20 protein-coding genes are annotated in these 19,634 nt (G+C 54.7%); 18 read left to right on the forward strand and 2 right to left on the reverse strand.

Going from position 1 to position 19,634, the window contains the following annotated elements:
• Positions 1 to 20: 20 nt before the first annotated feature.
• Positions 21 to 1,163 (reverse strand): alanyl-tRNA editing protein, encoded by a 1,143-nt coding sequence (locus tag QO008_RS00100; RefSeq protein WP_126465028.1) that lies wholly within the window; start codon positions 1,161 to 1,163, stop codon positions 21 to 23.
• A gap of 63 nt (positions 1,164 to 1,226) precedes the next feature.
• Between QO008_RS00100 and QO008_RS00105 the strand changes: the two genes are divergently transcribed.
• Complete coding sequence (locus QO008_RS00105) at positions 1,227 to 3,596, forward strand: DNA internalization-related competence protein ComEC/Rec2 (protein WP_307383160.1); 2,370 nt, start codon at positions 1,227 to 1,229, stop codon at positions 3,594 to 3,596.
• On the forward strand, positions 3,515 to 4,495 hold the full coding sequence (gene holA, locus QO008_RS00110; protein WP_307383162.1) for a DNA polymerase III subunit delta: 981 nt from the start codon (positions 3,515 to 3,517) through the stop codon (positions 4,493 to 4,495). Before QO008_RS00105 ends, holA begins: the two co-directional genes overlap by 82 nt.
• A gap of 42 nt (positions 4,496 to 4,537) precedes the next feature.
• Here the strand turns inward: holA and rpsT are convergent, their stop codons facing one another.
• Positions 4,538 to 4,801: a 30S ribosomal protein S20 gene (rpsT, locus tag QO008_RS00115; RefSeq protein WP_126465034.1), complete on the reverse strand. Its 264-nt coding sequence runs from the start codon at positions 4,799 to 4,801 to the stop codon at positions 4,538 to 4,540.
• A gap of 171 nt (positions 4,802 to 4,972) precedes the next feature.
• Between rpsT and lepB the strand changes: the two genes are divergently transcribed.
• The 16 genes from lepB to QO008_RS00195 all read left to right on the forward strand — a co-directional run bounded on the left by lepB (position 4,973) and on the right by QO008_RS00195 (position 19,627).
• Positions 4,973 to 5,527 (forward strand): signal peptidase I, encoded by a 555-nt coding sequence (gene lepB / locus QO008_RS00120; protein ID WP_232006500.1) that lies wholly within the window; start codon positions 4,973 to 4,975, stop codon positions 5,525 to 5,527.
• Between the two features lie 9 nt (positions 5,528 to 5,536).
• Positions 5,537 to 7,348, forward strand: a complete 1,812-nt coding sequence (gene lepA, locus QO008_RS00125) for a translation elongation factor 4 (RefSeq protein ID WP_126465036.1) — start codon at positions 5,537 to 5,539, stop codon at positions 7,346 to 7,348.
• 46 nt (positions 7,349 to 7,394) lie between these two features.
• Entirely contained in the window at positions 7,395 to 8,537 is a 1,143-nt protein-coding gene (gene hemW / locus QO008_RS00130; RefSeq protein WP_307383166.1) for a radical SAM family heme chaperone HemW, read from the forward strand.
• 110 nt (positions 8,538 to 8,647) lie between these two features.
• Complete coding sequence (gene hrcA, locus QO008_RS00135; RefSeq protein ID WP_307383169.1) at positions 8,648 to 9,670, forward strand: heat-inducible transcriptional repressor HrcA; 1,023 nt, start codon at positions 8,648 to 8,650, stop codon at positions 9,668 to 9,670.
• A 14-nt stretch (positions 9,671 to 9,684) separates the two neighbouring features.
• Positions 9,685 to 10,227 (forward strand): nucleotide exchange factor GrpE, encoded by a 543-nt coding sequence (grpE, locus tag QO008_RS00140; protein WP_164715191.1) that lies wholly within the window; start codon positions 9,685 to 9,687, stop codon positions 10,225 to 10,227.
• A gap of 42 nt (positions 10,228 to 10,269) precedes the next feature.
• Positions 10,270 to 12,099, forward strand: a complete 1,830-nt coding sequence (dnaK, locus tag QO008_RS00145; protein WP_126465044.1) for a molecular chaperone DnaK — start codon at positions 10,270 to 10,272, stop codon at positions 12,097 to 12,099.
• A 110-nt stretch (positions 12,100 to 12,209) separates the two neighbouring features.
• The gene (gene dnaJ / locus QO008_RS00150; RefSeq protein WP_126465046.1) at positions 12,210 to 13,334 is read left to right on the forward strand and encodes a molecular chaperone DnaJ; all 1,125 of its coding nucleotides are present in this window, start codon (positions 12,210 to 12,212) and stop codon (positions 13,332 to 13,334) included.
• On the forward strand, positions 13,334 to 14,245 hold the full coding sequence (gene prmA, locus QO008_RS00155) for a 50S ribosomal protein L11 methyltransferase (protein WP_307383175.1): 912 nt from the start codon (positions 13,334 to 13,336) through the stop codon (positions 14,243 to 14,245). Before dnaJ ends, prmA begins: the two co-directional genes overlap by 1 nt.
• Positions 14,242 to 14,967 carry an RsmE family RNA methyltransferase gene (locus tag QO008_RS00160; RefSeq protein WP_164715192.1) on the forward strand — a complete coding sequence of 242 codons (726 nt, stop codon included), beginning with the start codon at positions 14,242 to 14,244 and terminating at the stop codon, positions 14,965 to 14,967. The genes prmA and QO008_RS00160 overlap by 4 nt, the downstream gene beginning before the upstream one ends.
• Positions 14,967 to 16,262 (forward strand): tRNA (N(6)-L-threonylcarbamoyladenosine(37)-C(2))-methylthiotransferase MtaB, encoded by a 1,296-nt coding sequence (mtaB, locus tag QO008_RS00165; protein WP_126465051.1) that lies wholly within the window; start codon positions 14,967 to 14,969, stop codon positions 16,260 to 16,262. The genes QO008_RS00160 and mtaB overlap by 1 nt, the downstream gene beginning before the upstream one ends.
• A gap of 2 nt (positions 16,263 to 16,264) precedes the next feature.
• The gene (locus QO008_RS00170) at positions 16,265 to 16,603 is read left to right on the forward strand and encodes a histidine triad nucleotide-binding protein (RefSeq protein WP_126465053.1); all 339 of its coding nucleotides are present in this window, start codon (positions 16,265 to 16,267) and stop codon (positions 16,601 to 16,603) included.
• 113 nt (positions 16,604 to 16,716) lie between these two features.
• Positions 16,717 to 16,896: a 30S ribosomal protein S21 gene (gene rpsU / locus QO008_RS00175; protein WP_126465055.1), complete on the forward strand. Its 180-nt coding sequence runs from the start codon at positions 16,717 to 16,719 to the stop codon at positions 16,894 to 16,896.
• 16 nt (positions 16,897 to 16,912) lie between these two features.
• Positions 16,913 to 17,356, forward strand: coding sequence for a GatB/YqeY domain-containing protein (locus tag QO008_RS00180; RefSeq protein WP_307383184.1), 444 nt, complete (start codon positions 16,913 to 16,915; stop codon positions 17,354 to 17,356).
• 80 nt (positions 17,357 to 17,436) lie between these two features.
• Positions 17,437 to 18,120 carry an NfeD family protein gene (locus QO008_RS00185; protein ID WP_126465059.1) on the forward strand — a complete coding sequence of 228 codons (684 nt, stop codon included), beginning with the start codon at positions 17,437 to 17,439 and terminating at the stop codon, positions 18,118 to 18,120.
• A 40-nt stretch (positions 18,121 to 18,160) separates the two neighbouring features.
• Positions 18,161 to 19,120: a flotillin-like protein FloA gene (gene floA, locus QO008_RS00190; RefSeq protein ID WP_371828957.1), complete on the forward strand. Its 960-nt coding sequence runs from the start codon at positions 18,161 to 18,163 to the stop codon at positions 19,118 to 19,120.
• Positions 19,121 to 19,627 (forward strand): hypothetical protein, encoded by a 507-nt coding sequence (locus QO008_RS00195; protein ID WP_126465063.1) that lies wholly within the window; start codon positions 19,121 to 19,123, stop codon positions 19,625 to 19,627.
• The last annotated feature ends 7 nt before the right edge of the window (positions 19,628 to 19,634 follow it).

Below are 19,634 nucleotides of genomic sequence, written 5' to 3' on the forward strand. Positions count from 1 at the left end.
TCGGCCGAATAGCCGATTTTTTATTGCGCCGATGCCAGTTCGCTTTGGATTCGCATCAAAAATGCCTCCATAATATGCGCCATATCGCGATAGGCGACATTTAATTGGACGCGGTACATATTGCCCGTGCCGTCGATGCCGTCTCTTTCTTTTTCCAGATCGTTTAAGATCTTCTTCAGATCCACATGGGTATCCTGACTGCGGATCACGTGGATCTGAGCCTCGCTGCCGTTGGGAATGCCGTAAATCTGTACGGTGCGGGGTTTTCTTTGGATGGCGCCGGTCAAATTTTTGAAGTTCTTAAAATTGATGTTTTCGAGGGTCAGATAGATATAGCCGTAGCCGTTGATGCTCCGGCGGCGGTCCATAAATTCCTGTACCTGCTCCAGTCCGAGGCGGGATTCCAGTTCCTGTTTTTCCTGCTTTAGGGTGTCGATCTGTCCCTGTAATTTTTTGACCGCCTGCCAAATGCCGGCGGGGGCGTCTTCCTTAAGATATAAGGACAGATTGTTTTTCAGGTAGCGATGCTTCCGATAGTCCTCGAGCGCTTCCGCGCCGCAGAGGAAATAGAGGCGAATGCCGTCTTCGGTTTTTTCGGCATCGGTGATCGCAAAGAGCGCCAACTCGCCGGTGGCGCTCGGTGCGGGGGCATAGGAGACTGCGGATTCTACGCCCGAGACCGAGAGCTTTCCGTCTTTTTCTACTACGGGCAGATTCGATTCGATCAGGTGATTGACCAGGTTTTCCAGCTTTTCCAAGGTCATAAAGCCCACATCTTGGGTATCAACCAGAAGATAGCATTTGTCTTCGGTTTCGGCGCCCAGCACGTCCGCGTGCAGCAGCGTCGCCGCCGCATCGGCAAAGAGGATGCGTGCCAAATTGTTCTGCATATTCTGCAGTCTGCGGGACCAATCTATGGACAAAGTTCCCGTCTCGCCGGCGGAGATGTCCTTTATGCGGTATTGAATCCTGCCGTTTTCATCGACGGAGTACGAGATGGGTTTATCGTTATAATAGGCGAGATCGCCGCGGGTATAGCCCTCCACCGGGGGTTGAACGATGCTGTCTTCCAGTAAAAAGTGCTCATATCCCTTGCTATGTACCGTCGGGGGGATGGTGATTTCCATCTTCTTCCGATAGGGATCGGTCATATATAATGCCATAGATGCCTCCTTCGCAGTTTTCCTCTATTTTAACACAAATACTCGGTTTAGGAGAGTGTAGCCGTGAAACGACCGTGGTTTCTCCTGTGTTCGGCGTTCGCCGCGGGATGCCTTTTCGCCGATTGCGTCTCGAGCGATCTGTTCTTTTTAATTTTTCTGTTTGCCGTCGGCGGCGCCGCCTTATGTAGGCGGGGCGGGCTTGTTTTGGGTGCGCTTTTGATGGCGGCGTCGTTTGCGTGGTGTATGCACGAGACGGCATCGGTTACAGCGGGGCCGTATCGGTTTGCGGCGCGGGGACGGGTGGTGAAGAGCGAGGCGCATTACTATGATCTTTCGGCGGGGATCGGCAAGAGGACACGGGTGCTGTCGGAATCCATGCCGCCGGCGGGGACGGAGATGGTCGTGCGGGGACCGGTGCGCTATCCCGAGCGACCAAAAAACCCCGGGCAGCCGGACGATGTGCGCTACGCCCTCTCCCGCGGCATAATGCGTACGATACGGCCGGTGGCGGAAGAGATGCTTTCTAAAGCGGAAACAGATCCGCCGGGATCTCTATTGGCGGGGCGCGAATCGCTCGTGCGGCGACTGCGGGGCGTCTTCGATCGGCATTTGCCGCCGCGGGATGCCGATGTGCTTTCTGCCATGGTGTTGGGTACCCGCGCGGAGGCGAAGAGCACGGACAGTTTGCGAACGCTGGATCTGGTACATATCCTCTCGGTGTCGGGGCTGCATATCGGCGTGTGGATCCTGCTTTGGGAGAAGGTGCTCCGCCGCCTCACCGCACCCGTCGCCTTTCGCGTACTCTGGATCCATCTGTTTTTGGCGGCCTATCTCTTTCTCGCAGACTTTCCCGTGGGCGGCATGCGGATTTGGGCGATGGTCCTCTTTCGCGATCTCGCCCGGGCAAAGAATGTGCCGGCGGATCCGATGTATGCGCTCTTTTTCAGCGCCGGCGTATTTTTGCTGTGCAATCCCTTTTACATATTCCATAGGGGCTTTTTGTTCAGTTTCTTTTCCGTATACGGTCTGTTTTTTCTGTACCCGAAACTCCGACCGCTGCTTCCCACCGGCGGCGTCCTACGCGACGGACTCGTCGCCTCTGTCTCGGTAACGGCACTGATCGCACCGCTGTTGCTTGAGACCGCCGGCGGCATCTCGTGGGCGGGTATTCTCGCCAATGTCGTGGTATTGCCCGCGGCATCGATCGTTTTGATCGGCGGCATACTGTTGCTTGGATTTGCGGCGATCGCACCGCCCCTCGCTTTGGGGACGGCATTTTTCCTGCACCTCGTGCTGAGCGCGCTGTTCGGCTTTACCGATGCGATCGCTATGCTTTCCTCGAGCTGGGTGCTCCCCGCTTTTTCGCTTCCGGAAAGCGCGGCGTATATCGCGGCGATCCATGCGGCGGTGCTCTTTCCGTGGCGCCGGCTTACGCAACGGGCGGGGCGGGTGCTCATTCTGCAGGCGGTGGGGGTCGCATTTGCGGCACTCAGTACAACCTATATCCTGTCGCCGCCGCTTACGATCACCCAGCTCTACGTCGGCCAGGGCGACTGCGCCTTTGTGCGTAGCGGGGATTTTTGCGCGCTGATCGACACCGGCGGAAGCGCGGGTGCGAACGATCCGGCGCGGCGCTATGTGCTGCCGTTTCTTAGAAACCAAGGCGTAGGGCGCCTCGATGCGGTGGTTCTTTCTCACTACGATATGGACCATGCACAAGGCATATTCTCTATAAAAGATGCGGTGCCGATCGATGCCGTATATGGGCCGGCAGCGGATGGAAACGACGCGTTGTTTCGAGAAATCGAGCGCGTAGCGGGTCGCGTGCACACGGCGCCGGGTATGTATAAAGCGGGGCAGGGTCGAATTCTGCTCTACCCGTCGGTGGGGCGGGGCGATAACGCCGCATCCATGGTGGCGGAGGTATTTTACGGCGAGAATGCCGCGCTTTTTATGGGCGATCTTCCCCAAAGAGAAGAGGAGATTCTGTTTCAAAGGCCCGGCAAGCGCGGGATCGTAAAGCTCGGCCACCACGGTTCCCGCACATCGACCGGGGAAGCGTTTCTGATAAACACTCGGCCCGATTTGGCATTGATCTCGGCGGGAAAAGACAATCCTTACGGCCATCCCCACGAAGAAGTGTTGGAACGCCTGAAAGAGCATAGAATTCCCTATAAAAAGACCGAGGACGGGGCGGTGCGCATGGATTTTTACGGCGATAGCATCGCGGTCGATGCCTTTCGCACGACGCGGATTTCTATGGCGCGCGGTATGATTTTTTTCCTCTTCATGGTACTCTGTATAGGCATCGTCCGAATGGGCGCCGAATATTGTAAGAAAAGAGAAGAGATATGGACACAATGGACTATAAGGGGGCCTATCTCCTCCACGGGCCGGAAAAATACGGTATGGAGGAGCGGCGCCGAAAAATAGAAGAAAAATATATCGACGCGGCCATGCGGGATTTGAACTACGACGTGGCGGCCCCCGTCGCAGAGGAGATTATCGCTAAGGCGAACACCCTGCCTTTTATGAGCGAAAAGCGCATGGTGGTGGTAAAAGATAGCGGCGTGCTCGCCGGGGCACCGGACATCGACGCGTTTTTGGAGGCGGTCTTCGAGATTCCCGATTCTACGATCCTCCTCCTCTTAGAGGGGGAGGCGGCGATTCGAAAGAATCAAAAGCTCTACACCCGCTTCAAAAAACGCGACCGCCTAATCGCCATGGAGCGGCCGAAGGGCCGGCAACTCAGAAACTATATCGCTTCGTACTTGGCCGGCTACGGCCGAAAAATTCGCCCGGAGGTTATGGAGCGTTTTATCCGCCAGTCGGGTTACGAAGAGCGTCGTTACGAGGGCGATTTGCGAGAATTGGTCAATACCTTGGATCAGATTGTCAGCATTTCCGGCAAAGAGGTGACGGCGGAAGCCGTAGACAGCTTTATGGTGCCCTTTTCGGTCGAGACCATATTCGATCTATTGGATGCCGTCGCCAAAAAGGATGCCCCGCGTATGCTCCGCCTACTCGACGAATTCGAGGCGAAAGAAGAGCCGGCGCCCCGCATCCTCTATATGATCGCGCGGCAGACGGGCAATTTTTTGTTCTATAAGTATATGCGCGCCACCGGTCTGAACGATGTGGAAGTGTTTCGCTATATGGGCGTAAAGCCCTATGAGGGAAAAAAGATCGCCGCCAACAGCCGCGGCCTTTCCGAAGCACAGCTCAAGCGACATTATGCGCTGATTCTCTCGGCGGAGCGGAAGATGAAGACCTCTTCGGGATCCGATCGCGCGGTGATGGAAGGTTTGCTCTTGGATATGCTTCGAGTATAGAGGCATAAAAAAAACCCGATCCGTCGCGGATCGGGTCATTTTTTAGTTGGCCATACCGAGTTTTTTGGACAGGCGGCTCATTTTGCGCGCCGCTGCGTTCTTATGGATAATGTTCTTAGAAGCGGCCTTCTTCATCTTCTTGTCGACAGTGCGGAGGAGTTCTCTCGCTTCGTCGACATTGCCGTTTTCAAGAGCATCTTCAAACTTGCGGATGGAAGTCTTGATACCGGTTTTAATGGTTTTGTTGCGCAAGGTTTGCTTTTTCGTAACGTCAATTCGCTTAATCGCGGACTTGATATTTGCCATGGTTCACCTCCGACTGTGAAATTATCCCTACGGACCTTAACTTGTAGAATTTTATCACAGCCCCTTTGAATTTGCAAGAACACAGTGGCTTTCGCGAGATTTTTGCTGCATCTGTGGGAAATCGGGATTTTATGATAAAATGAATAGTCAGATTAAGAAAGGGGAAATGGTTTGAAACGTGAAGAAAAGTCGCAGTCGTTCGCCATGGAAGCGATAAAACTGGTCGTAACCGCCATTGTATTGGCCTTACTCATTCGTACATTTATCTTTAATACCACCATGGTGATCGGCCAGAGCATGGAGCCGACATTGCACCAAAACGAGCGGTTGATATGTTTGGTATTCCCGAACTACTACTCCGACCCCGCCCGGGGCGAAGTGGTGATTATCGACGCGCCGGACGGCTCCGGCAAGGAATACGTAAAGCGCGTAATCGGCTTGCCCGGGGACACGGTCTCGATCGAAGGCGGAAAAGTCCTCGTCAACGGCGTGGCCCTCAAAGAGCCGTATATCCATCCCGGTATCGAGACGGAGATCTATCGGGAGAGCAGCTGGCGTTTGGGAGAAGGGGAATTTTTCGTCTTGGGAGACAATCGACAACCGGGCATGTCCGTCGATAGCCGCTATTTCGGACCGGTTCAGAAAGAACATATCCGTTCGCGCGCTGCGCTCCGCTACTACCCCTTTCAGAAATTTGCGTTATTTCGCTCCGGTGGAACGGAATAAGGAGGATCGATGACAGACAGACAGACATTTATTCGAAACTTTTCTATTATCGCGCATATCGACCACGGAAAGAGCACCTTGGCGGATCGCTTGATCGAAAAGACGGGGATGCTCACCGAACGGGAGATGGACACCCAGGTGCTGGATTCCATGGCGCTGGAACGAGAGCGGGGCATTACCATTAAACTCAAGGCGGTGCGCCTGATTCACCAAAGCGCCGACGGCGACGAGTATATCTTCAATTTGATCGATACGCCCGGCCACGTCGACTTTAACTACGAAGTCTCGCGTTCCCTTGCGGCGTGTGAAGGGGCATTGTTGGTGGTCGACTCTACCCAGGGCGTGGAGGCGCAAACCCTCGCCAATGTGTACTTAGCCTTGGATCAGGATCTCGAGTTGGTGCCGGTCATCAACAAGATCGACCTGCCCTCGGCCCGCACCGACGAAGTGAAACAAGAAATCGAAGACATTATCGGGCTCGACGCCGAAGAAGCGCCCCTGATCAGCGCCAAAAAAGGCATCGGCATCGACGAAGTTCTAGACGCCATTATCCGCGAAGTGCCTGCCCCCACCGGCGATGCGAAGGCGCCGCTTAAGGCCTTGATCTTCGATTCCTTCTACGACGCCTACCGGGGCGTGGTCTGCTATGTGCGCATCTTCGACGGCACCGTAAAGGCCGGCGATGCGATCAAGATGTGGGCGACCCAAAAGGAATTCGAGGTCGTGGAGGTCGGCGTAAATGCCAACGGCCACATTCCGCTGGAGAAGCTCTCGGCCGGGGACGTCGGCTATATCACCGCGAGCATTAAAAATGTAAAAGAGGCGCGGGTCGGCGATACCATTTTCGACCCCGCCAACCCGCCGGCGGAAGCGCTGCCCGGCTACAAAAAAGTGGTGCCCATGGTGTATTCGGGAATCTACCCCGCGGAAGGGGAGTCCTATACCGACGTGCGCGACGCCCTGGAAAAACTCCAGGTCAACGACGCAGCGCTGGTATTCGACGCGGAGACTTCCGTCGCCTTGGGCTTCGGGTTCCGCTGCGGGTTCTTGGGGCTCTTGCATATGGAGATTATTCAGGAGCGCCTGGAGCGCGAATTCGACCTGGACATCATCACCACGGCGCCGTCGGTTATCTACCGCGTCTATACCGTAGAGGGAGAGATGCTCGAGATCCAAAATCCGTCGAATCTGCCGGATCCTACCGAGATCGAATATATGGAAGAACCCTTTGTGCGGGCGGAGATTATGTCGCCCACCGACTATGTAGGCACAATTATGGAGCTCTGCCAGGATCGACGGGGGCGCTATATCAGCATGGATTATCTGGAGGAAACGCGGGTAACTATCACCTACGAACTTCCTTTGAACGAAGTCATCTACGATTTCTTCGACGCGCTGAAGAGCCGAACCCGGGGCTATGCTTCCTACGACTACGAGCTGATCGGCTACGAACAGGGCGATTTGGTCAAGATGGACATCCTGATCAATGGCGAATTGGTCGATGCCTTTTCTTTGATCGTGCACCGGGAGAAGGCGTACGAGCGCGGCAGAAAAATCTGCGAGCGCCTCACCGGCGTCATTCCCCGGCATCAATTCGCCGTGCCGATTCAAGCGGCCATCGGCTCCAAGATCATCGCCAGAGAGACCATTCGCGCCGTGCGCAAGGACGTCCTGGCGAAGTGCTACGGGGGAGACATTTCCCGAAAGCGCAAACTGTTGGAAAAGCAAAAGGAAGGAAAAAAGAGAATGCGCTCTATCGGAAACGTAGAAGTGCCTCAGGAAGCCTTCCTCGCGGTATTGAAATACGACGAAGACCAATAAGACGAGCGGATCCTCAGGGTCCGCTTTTTTCATAGGAGAAAACAGTATGCAACCACTGTCCGTATACATTCACATTCCCTTTTGTGCCGCCAAATGCGGCTATTGTGACTTTTATTCCCACCGGCCCCGAGAAGGGGAGGCGGATCGCTATATTCGCGCCCTCAAAAACGAGATTGCGCTCTATCGAAATCTCTTGGACGCGCGGGGCATCTACACGGTCTATATCGGCGGGGGAACGCCGTCGCTATTGGGCACGGATCGACTGCTCGCGGTTTTGGGCGCACTTATGCCGCAAATGGCCGATGCGAAGGAGATAACAATAGAAGGAAATCCCGAAAGTATGCTCGATTTAAATATATCGACGCTGATCGATGCCGGCGTAAATCGCTTCAGCATGGGCGTACAGAGTGCAAGCGACGCGCTTCTTACCCGCATGGGACGCATTCACGACGCCGAGACGGCGATGCGCGCCTTTCGCCACCTAAGGAGCGGGGGCGCCGACAATATCAATCTCGATTTTATCTCCTCGGTGCCGGGGGAGAATGCCGCCGATGTAGAAGCGTCTCTCGCGATGATTCGTGCGCTTCAACCCGAACACGTAAGCCTCTATAGCCTGATTTTGGAAGAAGGCACGCCCTTTTACGAACGGTATTTTGACAGCAGGGATTCGGCCTCCGAAGAACGTGACCGCCTTCATGTGCATGCCTACGCCCGCGGCCTTTCGGAGATGGGCTATGGGCAATACGAAATCTCGAATTTTGCAAAGCCTGGGCGCGAATGCCGCCACAATCTGCACTACTGGGATCTGGGCGAGTATATCGGCATCGGCGCCGCCGCCTGCGGAAATCTGGGGGATACGCGCTATGGCAATCATCGATCGATGCGCGCCTACTTTGCGGCGACAGAGGCGAAAAGATCCCCCAGGGAATATACCGAGCGGCTTATGCCCATCGATCGGGACAACGAATATATCGTCCTGGGGCTTCGAAAAAACGTGGGAATCGCCCTCGATGCCGTGCTTCCCTCCGGCGCCACATTCGGCGCCGCCTATACAACGGAAATCGAAGAGTTTACGAAAAGCGGACTCCTGCATACACACAAAGGGCGCATCGCCCTTACGGACCGGGGACGGGATCTCGCCAATATCGTCGAGCTGGGATTTTTCCGCCTCGAGGAAGACGCAAAGTAGAGAATTTTAGCAATCGGACTTGACAAGTGCTAATAAGGGACCTATACTATAACTGTAAGCGATTAGCACTCATTCGAATCGAGTGCTAAAAACGATGGGGGAAGGAGCATATGGACCAGAGAAAGACGGACATCTTAAATATCATCATCGAGTCCTATATCAGCTCTCCCGTACCCGTCGGCAGCGGTACCATCTCCAAGGAATCCGACCTCAAGATCTCGTCGGCCACCATCCGAAACGAGATGAGCGATTTGGAAGAGATGGGCTTTTTGACGAAGCCCCATACCTCTGCCGGCCGTATTCCTTCGGAAAACGCTTATAGATTTTATGTCGACGAATGGATTTCCGAGATCGGCCATTCCGACGCCCTCGTGGGCCTCTTTCGAGAGGCCATGCCGCCGTCTCTGTTGGGGACGGAGGAATTTTACGAATCGGCGATCGGTGCATTGGCGGATCATACAAAAAGCATCGCATTTATGCTGATGCCCAAGCGGGGCGATCGGACCATAAAATATATGGATCTGATCCCGGTTTCGGAACACCTCGTCATGTTGCTCGTGGTGGGGGACCGAGGCGTGGTCGTTAAGCGACTGCTCCCGGTGGAGTTTCCCGCCGACGAAGAAGAGCTTCGTTATATTCGCGAGGTGTTATCCCGAGCCTTTGTAGGCATTTCTTTTATGGAATTCGACGGCGTGAAATTCGTCTTATCGGGCGGGCTGATCCGCTATGAAGACTTTGTCCTTCGGGTGACGGAGGTACTCTCTCGGGTCGCTTCGGCGGTCGAAGAAGTAGAGGTCATCACCGGCGGCATCAGCAATCTGTTCCGCTATGAGGAATTTCGCGATTCCTTCAAAATCCGATCCCTGTTGGAGTATTTGGGAGAGAAGAGAAATCTCTTGCGGCTTGCGGCGAATATGCCCGACACGCCGAGGATACAATTCATCATCGGCTCCGAAAACAGCGACGAAATCATGCGAGAGTATAGCGTCTCGGGGCAGAGCTATCCCATAAACGACTCTGATTTTGCAAAGGTGGGATTGATCGGTCCTTTGCGTATGAACTATAAAAAATCGGCAGAGGCGCTGGGCGCTTTTACCCAAGCTTTATCCGAGAGACTTTGGAAAGAACGTTGAGGTGGAATGTGGTAGTGGAAAATAACGAACAAAAACCCGTAAATCCGGACGAGACCCCCGAAGAGGAGCGCCGTCCGGAAGAAGAAGCACAGCGGGAAGAGGACTCCCGCGAAGCGGAGGTCGAACAGATCGAAAAGGAAAAATACGACGAGCTGGAAGACCGCTATATTCGCCTTCAGGCGGATTACAGCAACTTCCGGCGCCGCAGCACCGAACAAAGCGTTCGGCTCCGCGAAATGGGCATGGAAAAACTCGCCCTGGACATCCTGCCGGTGCTCGACAATTTTGAACGGGCGCTGGAGACGGAAGACGTGGGCGATGAAAAGTTTTACGAAGGCATGGCAATGATCGCCGACCAGTTCCGAAAAGAACTGGAGAAAAACGAGATCGTTGAGATCGACGCGTTGCATGCGCCCTTCGACCCCAATCTGCACCACGCCGTTATGCTCGAAGAAAAGGAGGGCGTGGAACCCGACGTGGTCGTGGAGGTGCTCCAAAAGGGGTATACCCTCAAAGAACGTGTCATCCGACCGGCCATGGTCAAGGTCTCGAAATAAGCATAGAGTAAGCGCAACTATATATATTCAGGAGGAAACAGAATGGCAAAAATTATCGGTATCGACTTAGGAACCACCAACTCCGCAGTGGCGGTAATGGAAGGTGGACAGTCCACGATCATCCCCAATATCGAAGGAAACCGTACGACCCCTTCGATCGTGGCATTTACCAAGGACGGCGAAAGATTGGTAGGGGAAACGGCAAAGCGGCAAGCCATCACCAACCCCGACAGAACCATCGCATCCATTAAGCGCCACATGGGTACGGACCACAAGGTCACCATCGACGGCAAGGATTACTCGCCCCAGGAAATCTCCGCGATGATCCTGCAAAAGCTGAAATCCGACGCCGAAAGCTATCTCGGTGAAACCATCACCGAAGCGGTTATCACCGTACCGGCATACTTTACCGACTCCCAAAGACAAGCGACCAAGGACGCCGGACGGATCGCCGGACTGGATGTAAAGAGAATCGTTAACGAGCCCACCGCGGCTGCCCTCGCCTATGGCGAAGACGAAGACGCGGAATCCAGCACGATTATGATCTACGACTTGGGCGGCGGTACCTTCGACGTATCGATCCTCGAACTCTCCGACGGCGTGTTCGAAGTACAGGCCACCCGCGGCAACAACAAACTCGGCGGCGACGACTTCGACGAGCGGATTATCGACTGGATCGCCGATTCCTTTAAGAAGGAAAACGGAGTCGACCTCAAGGCGGACCGCATGAGTATGCAGCGTCTGAAGGAAGCGGCGGAAAAGGCGAAGAAGGAACTCTCCTCGACCATGAGCACCAATATCAACCTTCCCTTTATCACCGCGACCGCCGAAGGACCGCTGCACTTGAACATGGACCTGACCCGTGCGAAGTTCGAAGAGCTCACCGCGGATCTCGTCAAAAAAACCGAAGAGCCCGTACTCTCCGCACTAAAAGACGCGGGCCTCAGCGCATCGGAAATCGACAAAGTCCTCTTGGTCGGCGGTTCTACCCGAATCCCCGCCGTACAGGCACTCGTTAAGAAGCTCACCGGTAAGGATCCCCAAAAGGACATCAACCCCGACGAATGCGTGGCCTTGGGCGCCGCCATCCAAGCGGGCGTATTGAGTGGCGACGTAAAGGACCTCTTGCTCCTCGACGTTACCCCCCTCTCTTTGGGTATCGAAACCATGGGACAGGTAACCACGCGTTTGATCGAACGCAATACCACCATTCCCACCAAGAAGAGCCAAATCTTTACCACCGCTGCCGATAACCAAACCAGCGTAGACATCCACGTACTGCAAGGGGAACGCCAAATGGCGAGCGACAACGTCACCTTGGGTCGTTTCCAACTGGACGGCATTGCGCCGGCACGCCGCGGCGTACCCCAAATCGAAGTCACCTTCGACATCGACGCCAACGGCATCGTAAATGTTTCGGCGAAGGACTTGGGTACCGGCAAGGAACAACACATCACCATCACCTCTTCGTCCAACCTGACGGAAGACGAAATCGAAGAAAAGGTCCGCGAAGCGGAAATCCACGCAGAAGATGACAAGAAGAAGAAGGAATCCATCGAAGTGAAAAACAACGCCGATTCCGTCATCTACGCATCCGAATCCGCATTGAAGGACGTAGAAGGTAAGATTTCCGAAGACGACAAGAAGAAGGTCGAAGCGGCCATCGAAGATCTGAAATCTGTCAAGGACACCGACGACATCGAGGCCATCAAGACCAAGACGGAAGCGCTGCAAACCGCCTTCCAATCCGTTTCGGAAGTTCTCTATCAACAAGCCCAACAAGAAAGCCAAGGAGCCGAAGGACAACAAGCTCCCCAAGACGACGATGTGGTCGATGCCGACTACGAAGTCGTAGACGAAGACGAAGAGTAAGCTATGGGCAAAAAGGGCACTGCGGTGCCCTTTTTTATTTTGTCGTCTTTTCAAAGCCCGAATTTTGCGATATGATTATCATTTAATCAGAGTGGAAAGAGATGGTGTGTATGAGAGATTTTTACGAAATTCTGGAGATCGAACGGGACGCTTCTATGACAGAAGTGAAAAAAGCGTATCGCAAAAAGGCGAAGCAATATCACCCCGACCTCCATCCCGGCGACGAAGAAGCCGAGCATAAATTTAAGGAAGTGAACCTCGCCTACGAAGTCCTTTCGGACGAGTCGAAGCGACAGACCTATGATCTGTACGGCGAGGACGGCCTGCGCAACGAATATGCCGGCGGCGGTGGTGGATTCGGATTCGGCGATATTTTCGGCGACCTGTTCGACATCTTCGGCGGCGGTTTCGGCGCGAATTTCAGCAGCGGCAATACGGCGAAGGCCCCCAGAGACGGCGGGCATATCCGCTACGACTTGAACCTTACGTTCAAAGAGGCGGTCTTCGGCACCGAAAAGGACATTCAGATCCGGCGGACCGAAACCTGTTCCCGCTGCGGTGGCACCGGTGCCGAGGAAGGAACCGACATCCATACCTGCGACAAATGCGGCGGCAGCGGCCAAGTGCGCGAAGGCACCAATTCCGCCTTCGGCCGGTTTGTGCGCGTGGTTCCCTGTGACGAATGCGGCGGTACGGGTAAGATTATCGAAGAGCCCTGCAAACACTGTAAGGGCGCGGGCAGAGAGACCATCAACCGCAAGCTCCACATCCGAATCCCCGCCGGGGTCGACGATCGCAGCGTGATCACCATGACCGGCGAAGGACACGCCGGCGAAAACGGCGGACAGCCCGGTACGGTGTACGTCTATCTGCATATCGAAGAGGACGCGATCTTTAAGCGCCTGGGGCAGGATCTCTACGTGGAGATCCCTATCCGCTACGAAGACGCGGTTCTGGGCGGTACGATTCAAGTGCCCACCCTAAAAGAAATCATCGACTACGAGATCCCCGCCGGCACCCAGGGCGGCGAGACCTTCCGCATCGAAGGCGAGGGCGTGCCCTATTTGCGCCGCGAAGGAGCGGGGGATCTCCTGTTTACCGTCAATATCCTGGTACCCAAAAAGATTTCCCGGGAGTATCGGGAACAACTGGAGTCCCTGCGGGCGGTCGCCGGCGGCAAAAAGTCGGAGGACGAAAAGGGATTCTTACAAAAGATTAAGGACTTTTTCGAGTAATGGACTACATTCTATTGGAAATTCAGGGACCCGACGCCGAGGAAGCCACCGCCGCTGCCGTACTCCACGGCGCGGGAATCGACGCCTTCGAGATCATTTCCCGAAACAGCGTGGAAGAACTGAATAGCAGCGAATTTACTTGGGATTTGGTGGACGAGAGCCTGCTCGCGGATGCGCAGGAAGGCTTTACCATCAAAGCGTATTTTGAACGCGGAGACGAAGCGATTGATGCGGTAAAGGCGCGGCTCGATGCGCGCGGCTTTTCGACGCGCATCCTTCCCGTAGAGGCGCGGGATTGGGCCAACGACTGGAAGCGGTATTTTCGCCCCATCGCCGTGGACCGGAGCCTCGTCATCGTGCCGAGCTGGGAAGACTACACGCCCGATGCCGACGAGGCCGTATTGTATATGGATCCGGGCATGGCATTCGGCAGCGGCAATCATGAGACGACGCTCTTTTGCGCCCGCTATCTGCGCCAATACGTGCGAGAAGGGGATCTAGTATTGGACATCGGCACCGGGAGCGGGATCCTTTCCTTGGTCGCCCTAAAGAGCGGCGCGGCGCGCGCCATCGCCGTGGATATGGACCCGCAATCAGTGGCCTCGGCCAAAGAGAACGCCGCAAAAAACCGCCTCGACGACCGAATCGACGTGCGACAAGGCGACCTGTTCGGCGTGGTGGAGGAAGTGGCGGATCTCGTGGTGAGCAATATCTTTGCGGAGATCATTATCGGCATGATCCCCGCACTCACAAAACACATCAAGCCCGGAGGCGTATTTATCGCCTCGGGCATACTCAAGGAAAAGCGAAAGAACGTAGAATCGGCGCTTATAGAATCGGGTTTTGAGATCCTGGATTCCGACGAAAAAGGCGACTGGGCCGCGATTGCGGCGAAAAGAGGAGTGCATTGAGACATTTTTTTGTAAGCGAACGACCGATACCGAAAAAACACGTCGCCCTGTCCTCGGCGGACAGCCGGCATCTCTTGCAGGTGCTCCGGGCGAAGAGCGGCATGGAAATTCAAGTCGCCTACGACGGCAGCTTATACCGGGGACGTCTGGTGGCGATCCGGGGCGACGCCTTTGTCGCCGTAGAAGAAGAGATTCCCATGGAGGGTCCTTTGGCCAGCGTGGTCTTGGTACAGAGCGTGGGCAAAGGCCAAAAGTTGGAAGCCGTCATTAAACACGCGACCGAATGCGGCGTCGATGCCTTCCTGCCCCTGCAGGCAAAGCGGAGTGTGTCGGACCTTACGAAGAAATACGAGTCCAAGCGTATTCGCTACGAAAAAATCGCGCAAGAGGCCGCCAAGCAGTCTAATCGCCGCCACATTCCCGAGATTTTGGACCTGGCGGACATGGAGTCCTTTCTCGCGTGCACTAAAGAAAACGACGAGATCCTCGTATGTTATGAAGAGGAGCGGCAGCAGGACATCCTCGACGTGGAGCTGCGCCTGCAGGGAGATGTGTACGTGGTCGTCGGGCCGGAAGGGGGATTCGATCCGGAGGAAATCGCGCGCTTAAAAGAAGCGAATGCGAAATTTGTGAGCCTCGGAGATACGATTCTCCGCACCGAGACCGCCGGCGTTATCGGGGGCTATATCGCCGCCCGATTGGTAGAAAGGCGGACGCGTTGATGCGTTTCAGCACATATACACTGGGATGTAAAGTCAATCAATACGAGACCGAAGCCGTAGAGGAGATGCTCGAGGCCGCTGGATACATTCGGGATCAAAGCGACGAGGCGGACATCGCCCTTATCAATACCTGTACCGTCACCAATACCAGCGATCAAAAGAGCCGCCAGATCATTCGGCGGCACAAGAGAAAGAGAAAAGATTGCATCGTCGTCGTACTGGGTTGCTACGCCCAAGTCTCCCCCGAAGAAGTGGCCGCCGTCGAAGGGGTGGATCTGGTTTTGGGCACCAAAAACCGGGCGAATCTGCTCGAAGATTTAGAGGCCGTGCGCCGGGGCGAAGGGCCGATCGTCGACGTGGAGGAACACGAACGCACGGATCCCTTCGAAGCCCTGCATGTGGAAGATGCCGAAGCGCGCACCCGCGCCTATATGAAAGTACAGGACGGTTGCAATCGCTATTGCAGCTATTGCATCATTCCCTATGCCCGCGGGTTTATCCGTTCCCGCGCCATTGATGACGCCGTAAAGGAAGCGCGGCGTCTCGCGCAAAACGGCTTTCGCGAAGTGGTGCTTACGGGAATCCACATCGGCAGTTATGGCAAGGATCTCGACGAAGCGGTCGAACTCATCGATCTGATCGAGGCGATCGGCGCCGTCGATGGGATTCTGCGCATACGCCTCTCGTCGGTGGAGCCGATGACGATTACGGACGAATTTCTGCAGCGCGTACAAAAGATTCCGAGCTTTATGCCGCACTTTCACCTCTCGTTGCAGAGCGGTTCTAAAAAAGTGCTCGAAGAGATGAATCGAAAATACACCCCGGCGGAATACAAAGAAACGGTAGAAAATATACGCCGCTACTTTCCCGACGCCGGCATAACGACCGATGTGATCGCGGGCTTTCCCGGCGAGACGGAAGAAGAATTCGAAGAGGGCCTCGCCTTTGTCCGAGACATCGGATTTTCGGACCTCCACGTGTTTCCCTATAGTATGCGGAAAAACACGCCGGCGGCAAAGCGAGAGGATCAAATTCCCAAGGCGATTAAAAATCGGCGCGCGCAGCGTCTGATCGAAGCCGGTAAAGAAATGCACAAAAAGTTCGCCGAATCCATGGTCGGCAGACGCTTCTCTGTTCTTTTTGAGGAAGAAAAAGACGGAAAGTACTACGGCTTTACGCCGAACTACCTGCGGGTTTTCGTCGAGAGCGACGAAGATCTTCATAACGCCGTGCGATGTGTTACAATACAGGGTATAAGGGAAGAGGAAATCATCGCTGTACTCGGAAAGGAGTGACCATGGACTGTTTGTTCTGTAAGATCGCGGCGGGAGAAATTCCGTCCGATTGCATCTACGAAGACGAGAAGATCTTTGCCTTTCGGGATATCGACCCCCAAGCGCCCGTACATTTTCTCGTCATCCCGAAAGTGCATATCGAATCGCTGGATGCCCTAAAGGATTCCGACGCCGGGCTGATCGGCCATATCTTTACGACCATTCGCGACCTGGCGAAAAAAGAAGGCCTCACCGGCGGCTACCGCGTCGTCAACAATATCGGAAAGGACGGCGGGCAGTCGGTCGCACACCTGCACTTTCACGTTCTCGGCGGCAGAAGCCTGCAATGGCCACCGGGTTAAATCTTTGAAAACTCTTTGCCGTTATTGAATTCACCTCCCGAATCGTGTATAATTGTAAGGAATTTAGCCAGACTCCTGGCTAATCACTCTTTTCTAAAGAGGGGAGGGAAATTATGTCGGAAATCCGCGTTGGAGAAAATGAGTCTTTGGAATCCGCCCTTAAGCGATTTAAGAGACAATGTGCTTCCAGTGGCGTTTTAAAGGAAGCGCGCAAAAGAGAACACTACGAAAAACCCAGTGTTAAGCGCAAGAAAAAATCTGAGGAAGCACGCAGAAAAAAACGTAAATACTAATTGAGAAGGTGTAATTTTGTCTTTAAAAGAAACCTTGATGCAGGATCTCAAGACTGCGATGAAGGAAAAGAACAAAAAAACGAAAGATACCATCACCTTAGTGCGCGCGGCGATCAAACAAAAAGAAGTTGACGAACGCATCGAACTGGATGATGAGGGCGTTTTACAAATCCTTTCGAAACAAATCAAGGAAAGACGCGGAAGCATCGAAGAATTTGGAAAAGCCGGCCGGGATGACCTGGTCCGGGAAACCGAAGAGGAAATTCAAATTCTCATGCGCTATATGCCCGAACAATTGTCGGAGGAAGAGCTCGAGAAGCTGGTACGCGAGGTTATGGCGGAACACGACATCACCGAGAAGAAGCAGATCGGCCTTCTGATGAAAAATATTATGCCGAAAGTGCAAGGGCGTGCCGACGGAAAAGCCGTCAACGCAATAGTAAATCGCATCTTAAATTAAGATAACCCGGGGATTCATCTCCGGGTTACTTTTCGATTTGCCCGAAATTTCGAGGGTATAATACAAAAGGAGGTTTGTGTATGAAAAAGCGTATCCTTCTCTTTGTATTCTCTCTTGTCCTCTTGCCGCAAGCCGTCTACGCACGGGGCGTAGAAATCGCACCGTTTCTCTATTTGGTGCGCGCACTTCTCGTGATCGCGGGGCTTTCGAGCCTGGTCTACGGCTTGTTTTCCCGAAAGGGATCGGCTAGTTGGATTTTCGGTCTATTTTGCATCGTTTTGTACTTCGGACTGGGGCTTTACATCGGCATCGGCTCGGCCATTCCCTTTGTATTGTTTTTGCTGAGCGGCATACTCTTTGCCGTGGAGTTTGTGGTGCCCGGTTTCGGCATTGCGGGCATCAGCGGCATCGCCTTGATGGCCTATTCCCTCGCCGCTTCTATGGGGAATCCCTCTGTGGCGGCCGGCACATTGGGGCTATCGGCGCTGGTGCTGTTCGTCTTGATCCGCAATTTGATCGAGCGCGGCGAAGACATTGCCTTTCTCGAAAAGCTGATCTCGCCGGAAAAGCAATATACGCAGTTTCCCGCGGCCTGTGCCGTCGGCGATCGGGGAAGGAGCGTTTCACCCCTTCGGCCTTCCGGCACCGCCGAAATCGACGGAAAGCGCCTATCCGTGCAATCCGTTACGGGTTTTGTCGATGCGAATCGGCCCTTAGAAGTCGTATCCGTTACAGGCAATCAGATATACGTCAAGGAGGTTTGACATGTTTCAAGCAGCAGGCGCCGTTTTGGGGACCATATTGATGTTCGTCCTGATCGTCGTCCTTATCGCCATCTTTACCATGGTTCCCGTCGGGCTGTGGGTGACCGCATTTTTCTCGGGCGTCAAGGTACGCCTTTCCGATTTGATCGGTATGCGACTGCGCAGGGTCAAGCCGCGCAGAATCGTAAATCCCATGATCAAGGCCACCAAGGGCGGCATGCATATCAACATCGCCGACTTGGAAGGGCACTACCTCGCCGGCGGCAATGTGGATACCCTGGTAGATGCGCTGATCGCCGCCGAGCGCGCGGATATCGAATTGAATTTTGAGCAGGCCGCCGCCATCGACCTCGCCGGGCGCGACGTCTTGGAAGCGGTACAGGTAAGCGTCAACCCGAAAGTGATCGAAACGCCGAATATCTCGGCCGTCGCCCAAGACGGGATCGAGGTCGTCGTCATCGCCAAGGTGACCGTGCGCGCAAATATCGACCGCTTGGTCGGCGGTGCCGGCGAAGAGACGATTATCGCCCGCGTCGGGGAAGGGATTGTCACCACGGTTGGTTCTTCCAATAGCTACAAAGAAGTGCTCGAAAATCCCGACAATATTTCTCGCATGGTACTCAGCAAAGGGCTGGATTCCGGCACGGCGTATGAAATCCTCTCTATCGACATCGCCGATGTGGACGTGGCGAGAAACATCGGGGCACGCCTGCAAACCGACCAGGCGGAAGCCGACAAGCGCATCGCCGAAGCAAAGGCTTCGGAACGCCGCGCTATGGCGATCGCCCGCGAACAGGAAATGCACGCCGAAGTCGAAGCGATGCGCGCCCGCGTGGTAGAAGCGCAGTCTCAAGTGCCCCTCGCATTGGCGGAGGCCTTAAAGAACGGCAATCTTTCGGTGGACGGGTACTACCGGCTCGAGAACTTAAAGAGCGATACCTCTATGCGGGAGGCCATTGCCAAGGGTTCCGAGTCGACCGACGAAGAAAAGGACATCTAAATGTTGGGTTTTGCCTTTTCCAATGCCGTGCTGATCGTGCTGATCTTCGCGCTGATACAGGCGAAGGAAAAGAAAGCGCGGCAAAAACAGCATAGCGGCCGCAACGCTTCGGCATCGAAGAAGGCTTTTTCAAAAGGGACGTCTGTGGCAGAAAAAATTCGAGAGGCGCAGGCGGCCATCGGTGCGGCCGTTTCCGAGAACAGGGCCGAAGGAAGCAATGCGAAAGCCGCCAATTCCCTAAGAAAATCGGCACAACACACGAGTTCGCCTTCGAAGCGGAATCCTTCGAATTTGCAGGAGGCTTCGGCACAGGCGGCCAAGCGCGTTACGCAAAAAAGCGACCCGTATTTTTACGAGAAGAAGAGCGAATTCGACGATTATGAAACGCCGAAAGCGGCTGTGCCCAAGCGGAAGCATCCCTTTTTCGCCATCGAGGCAAAGGATCCCGCCCAACGGGCGATGCTGTACCGGGAAATTTTAGACAAACCGAAGTGTATGCGGAAGTAAAGGAGAC

Origin of the sequence: Aedoeadaptatus ivorii (assembly GCF_030815095.1) — a bacterium.
In the GTDB taxonomy this organism is placed as follows: Bacteria; Bacillota; Clostridia; order Tissierellales; family Peptoniphilaceae; genus Aedoeadaptatus; species Aedoeadaptatus ivorii.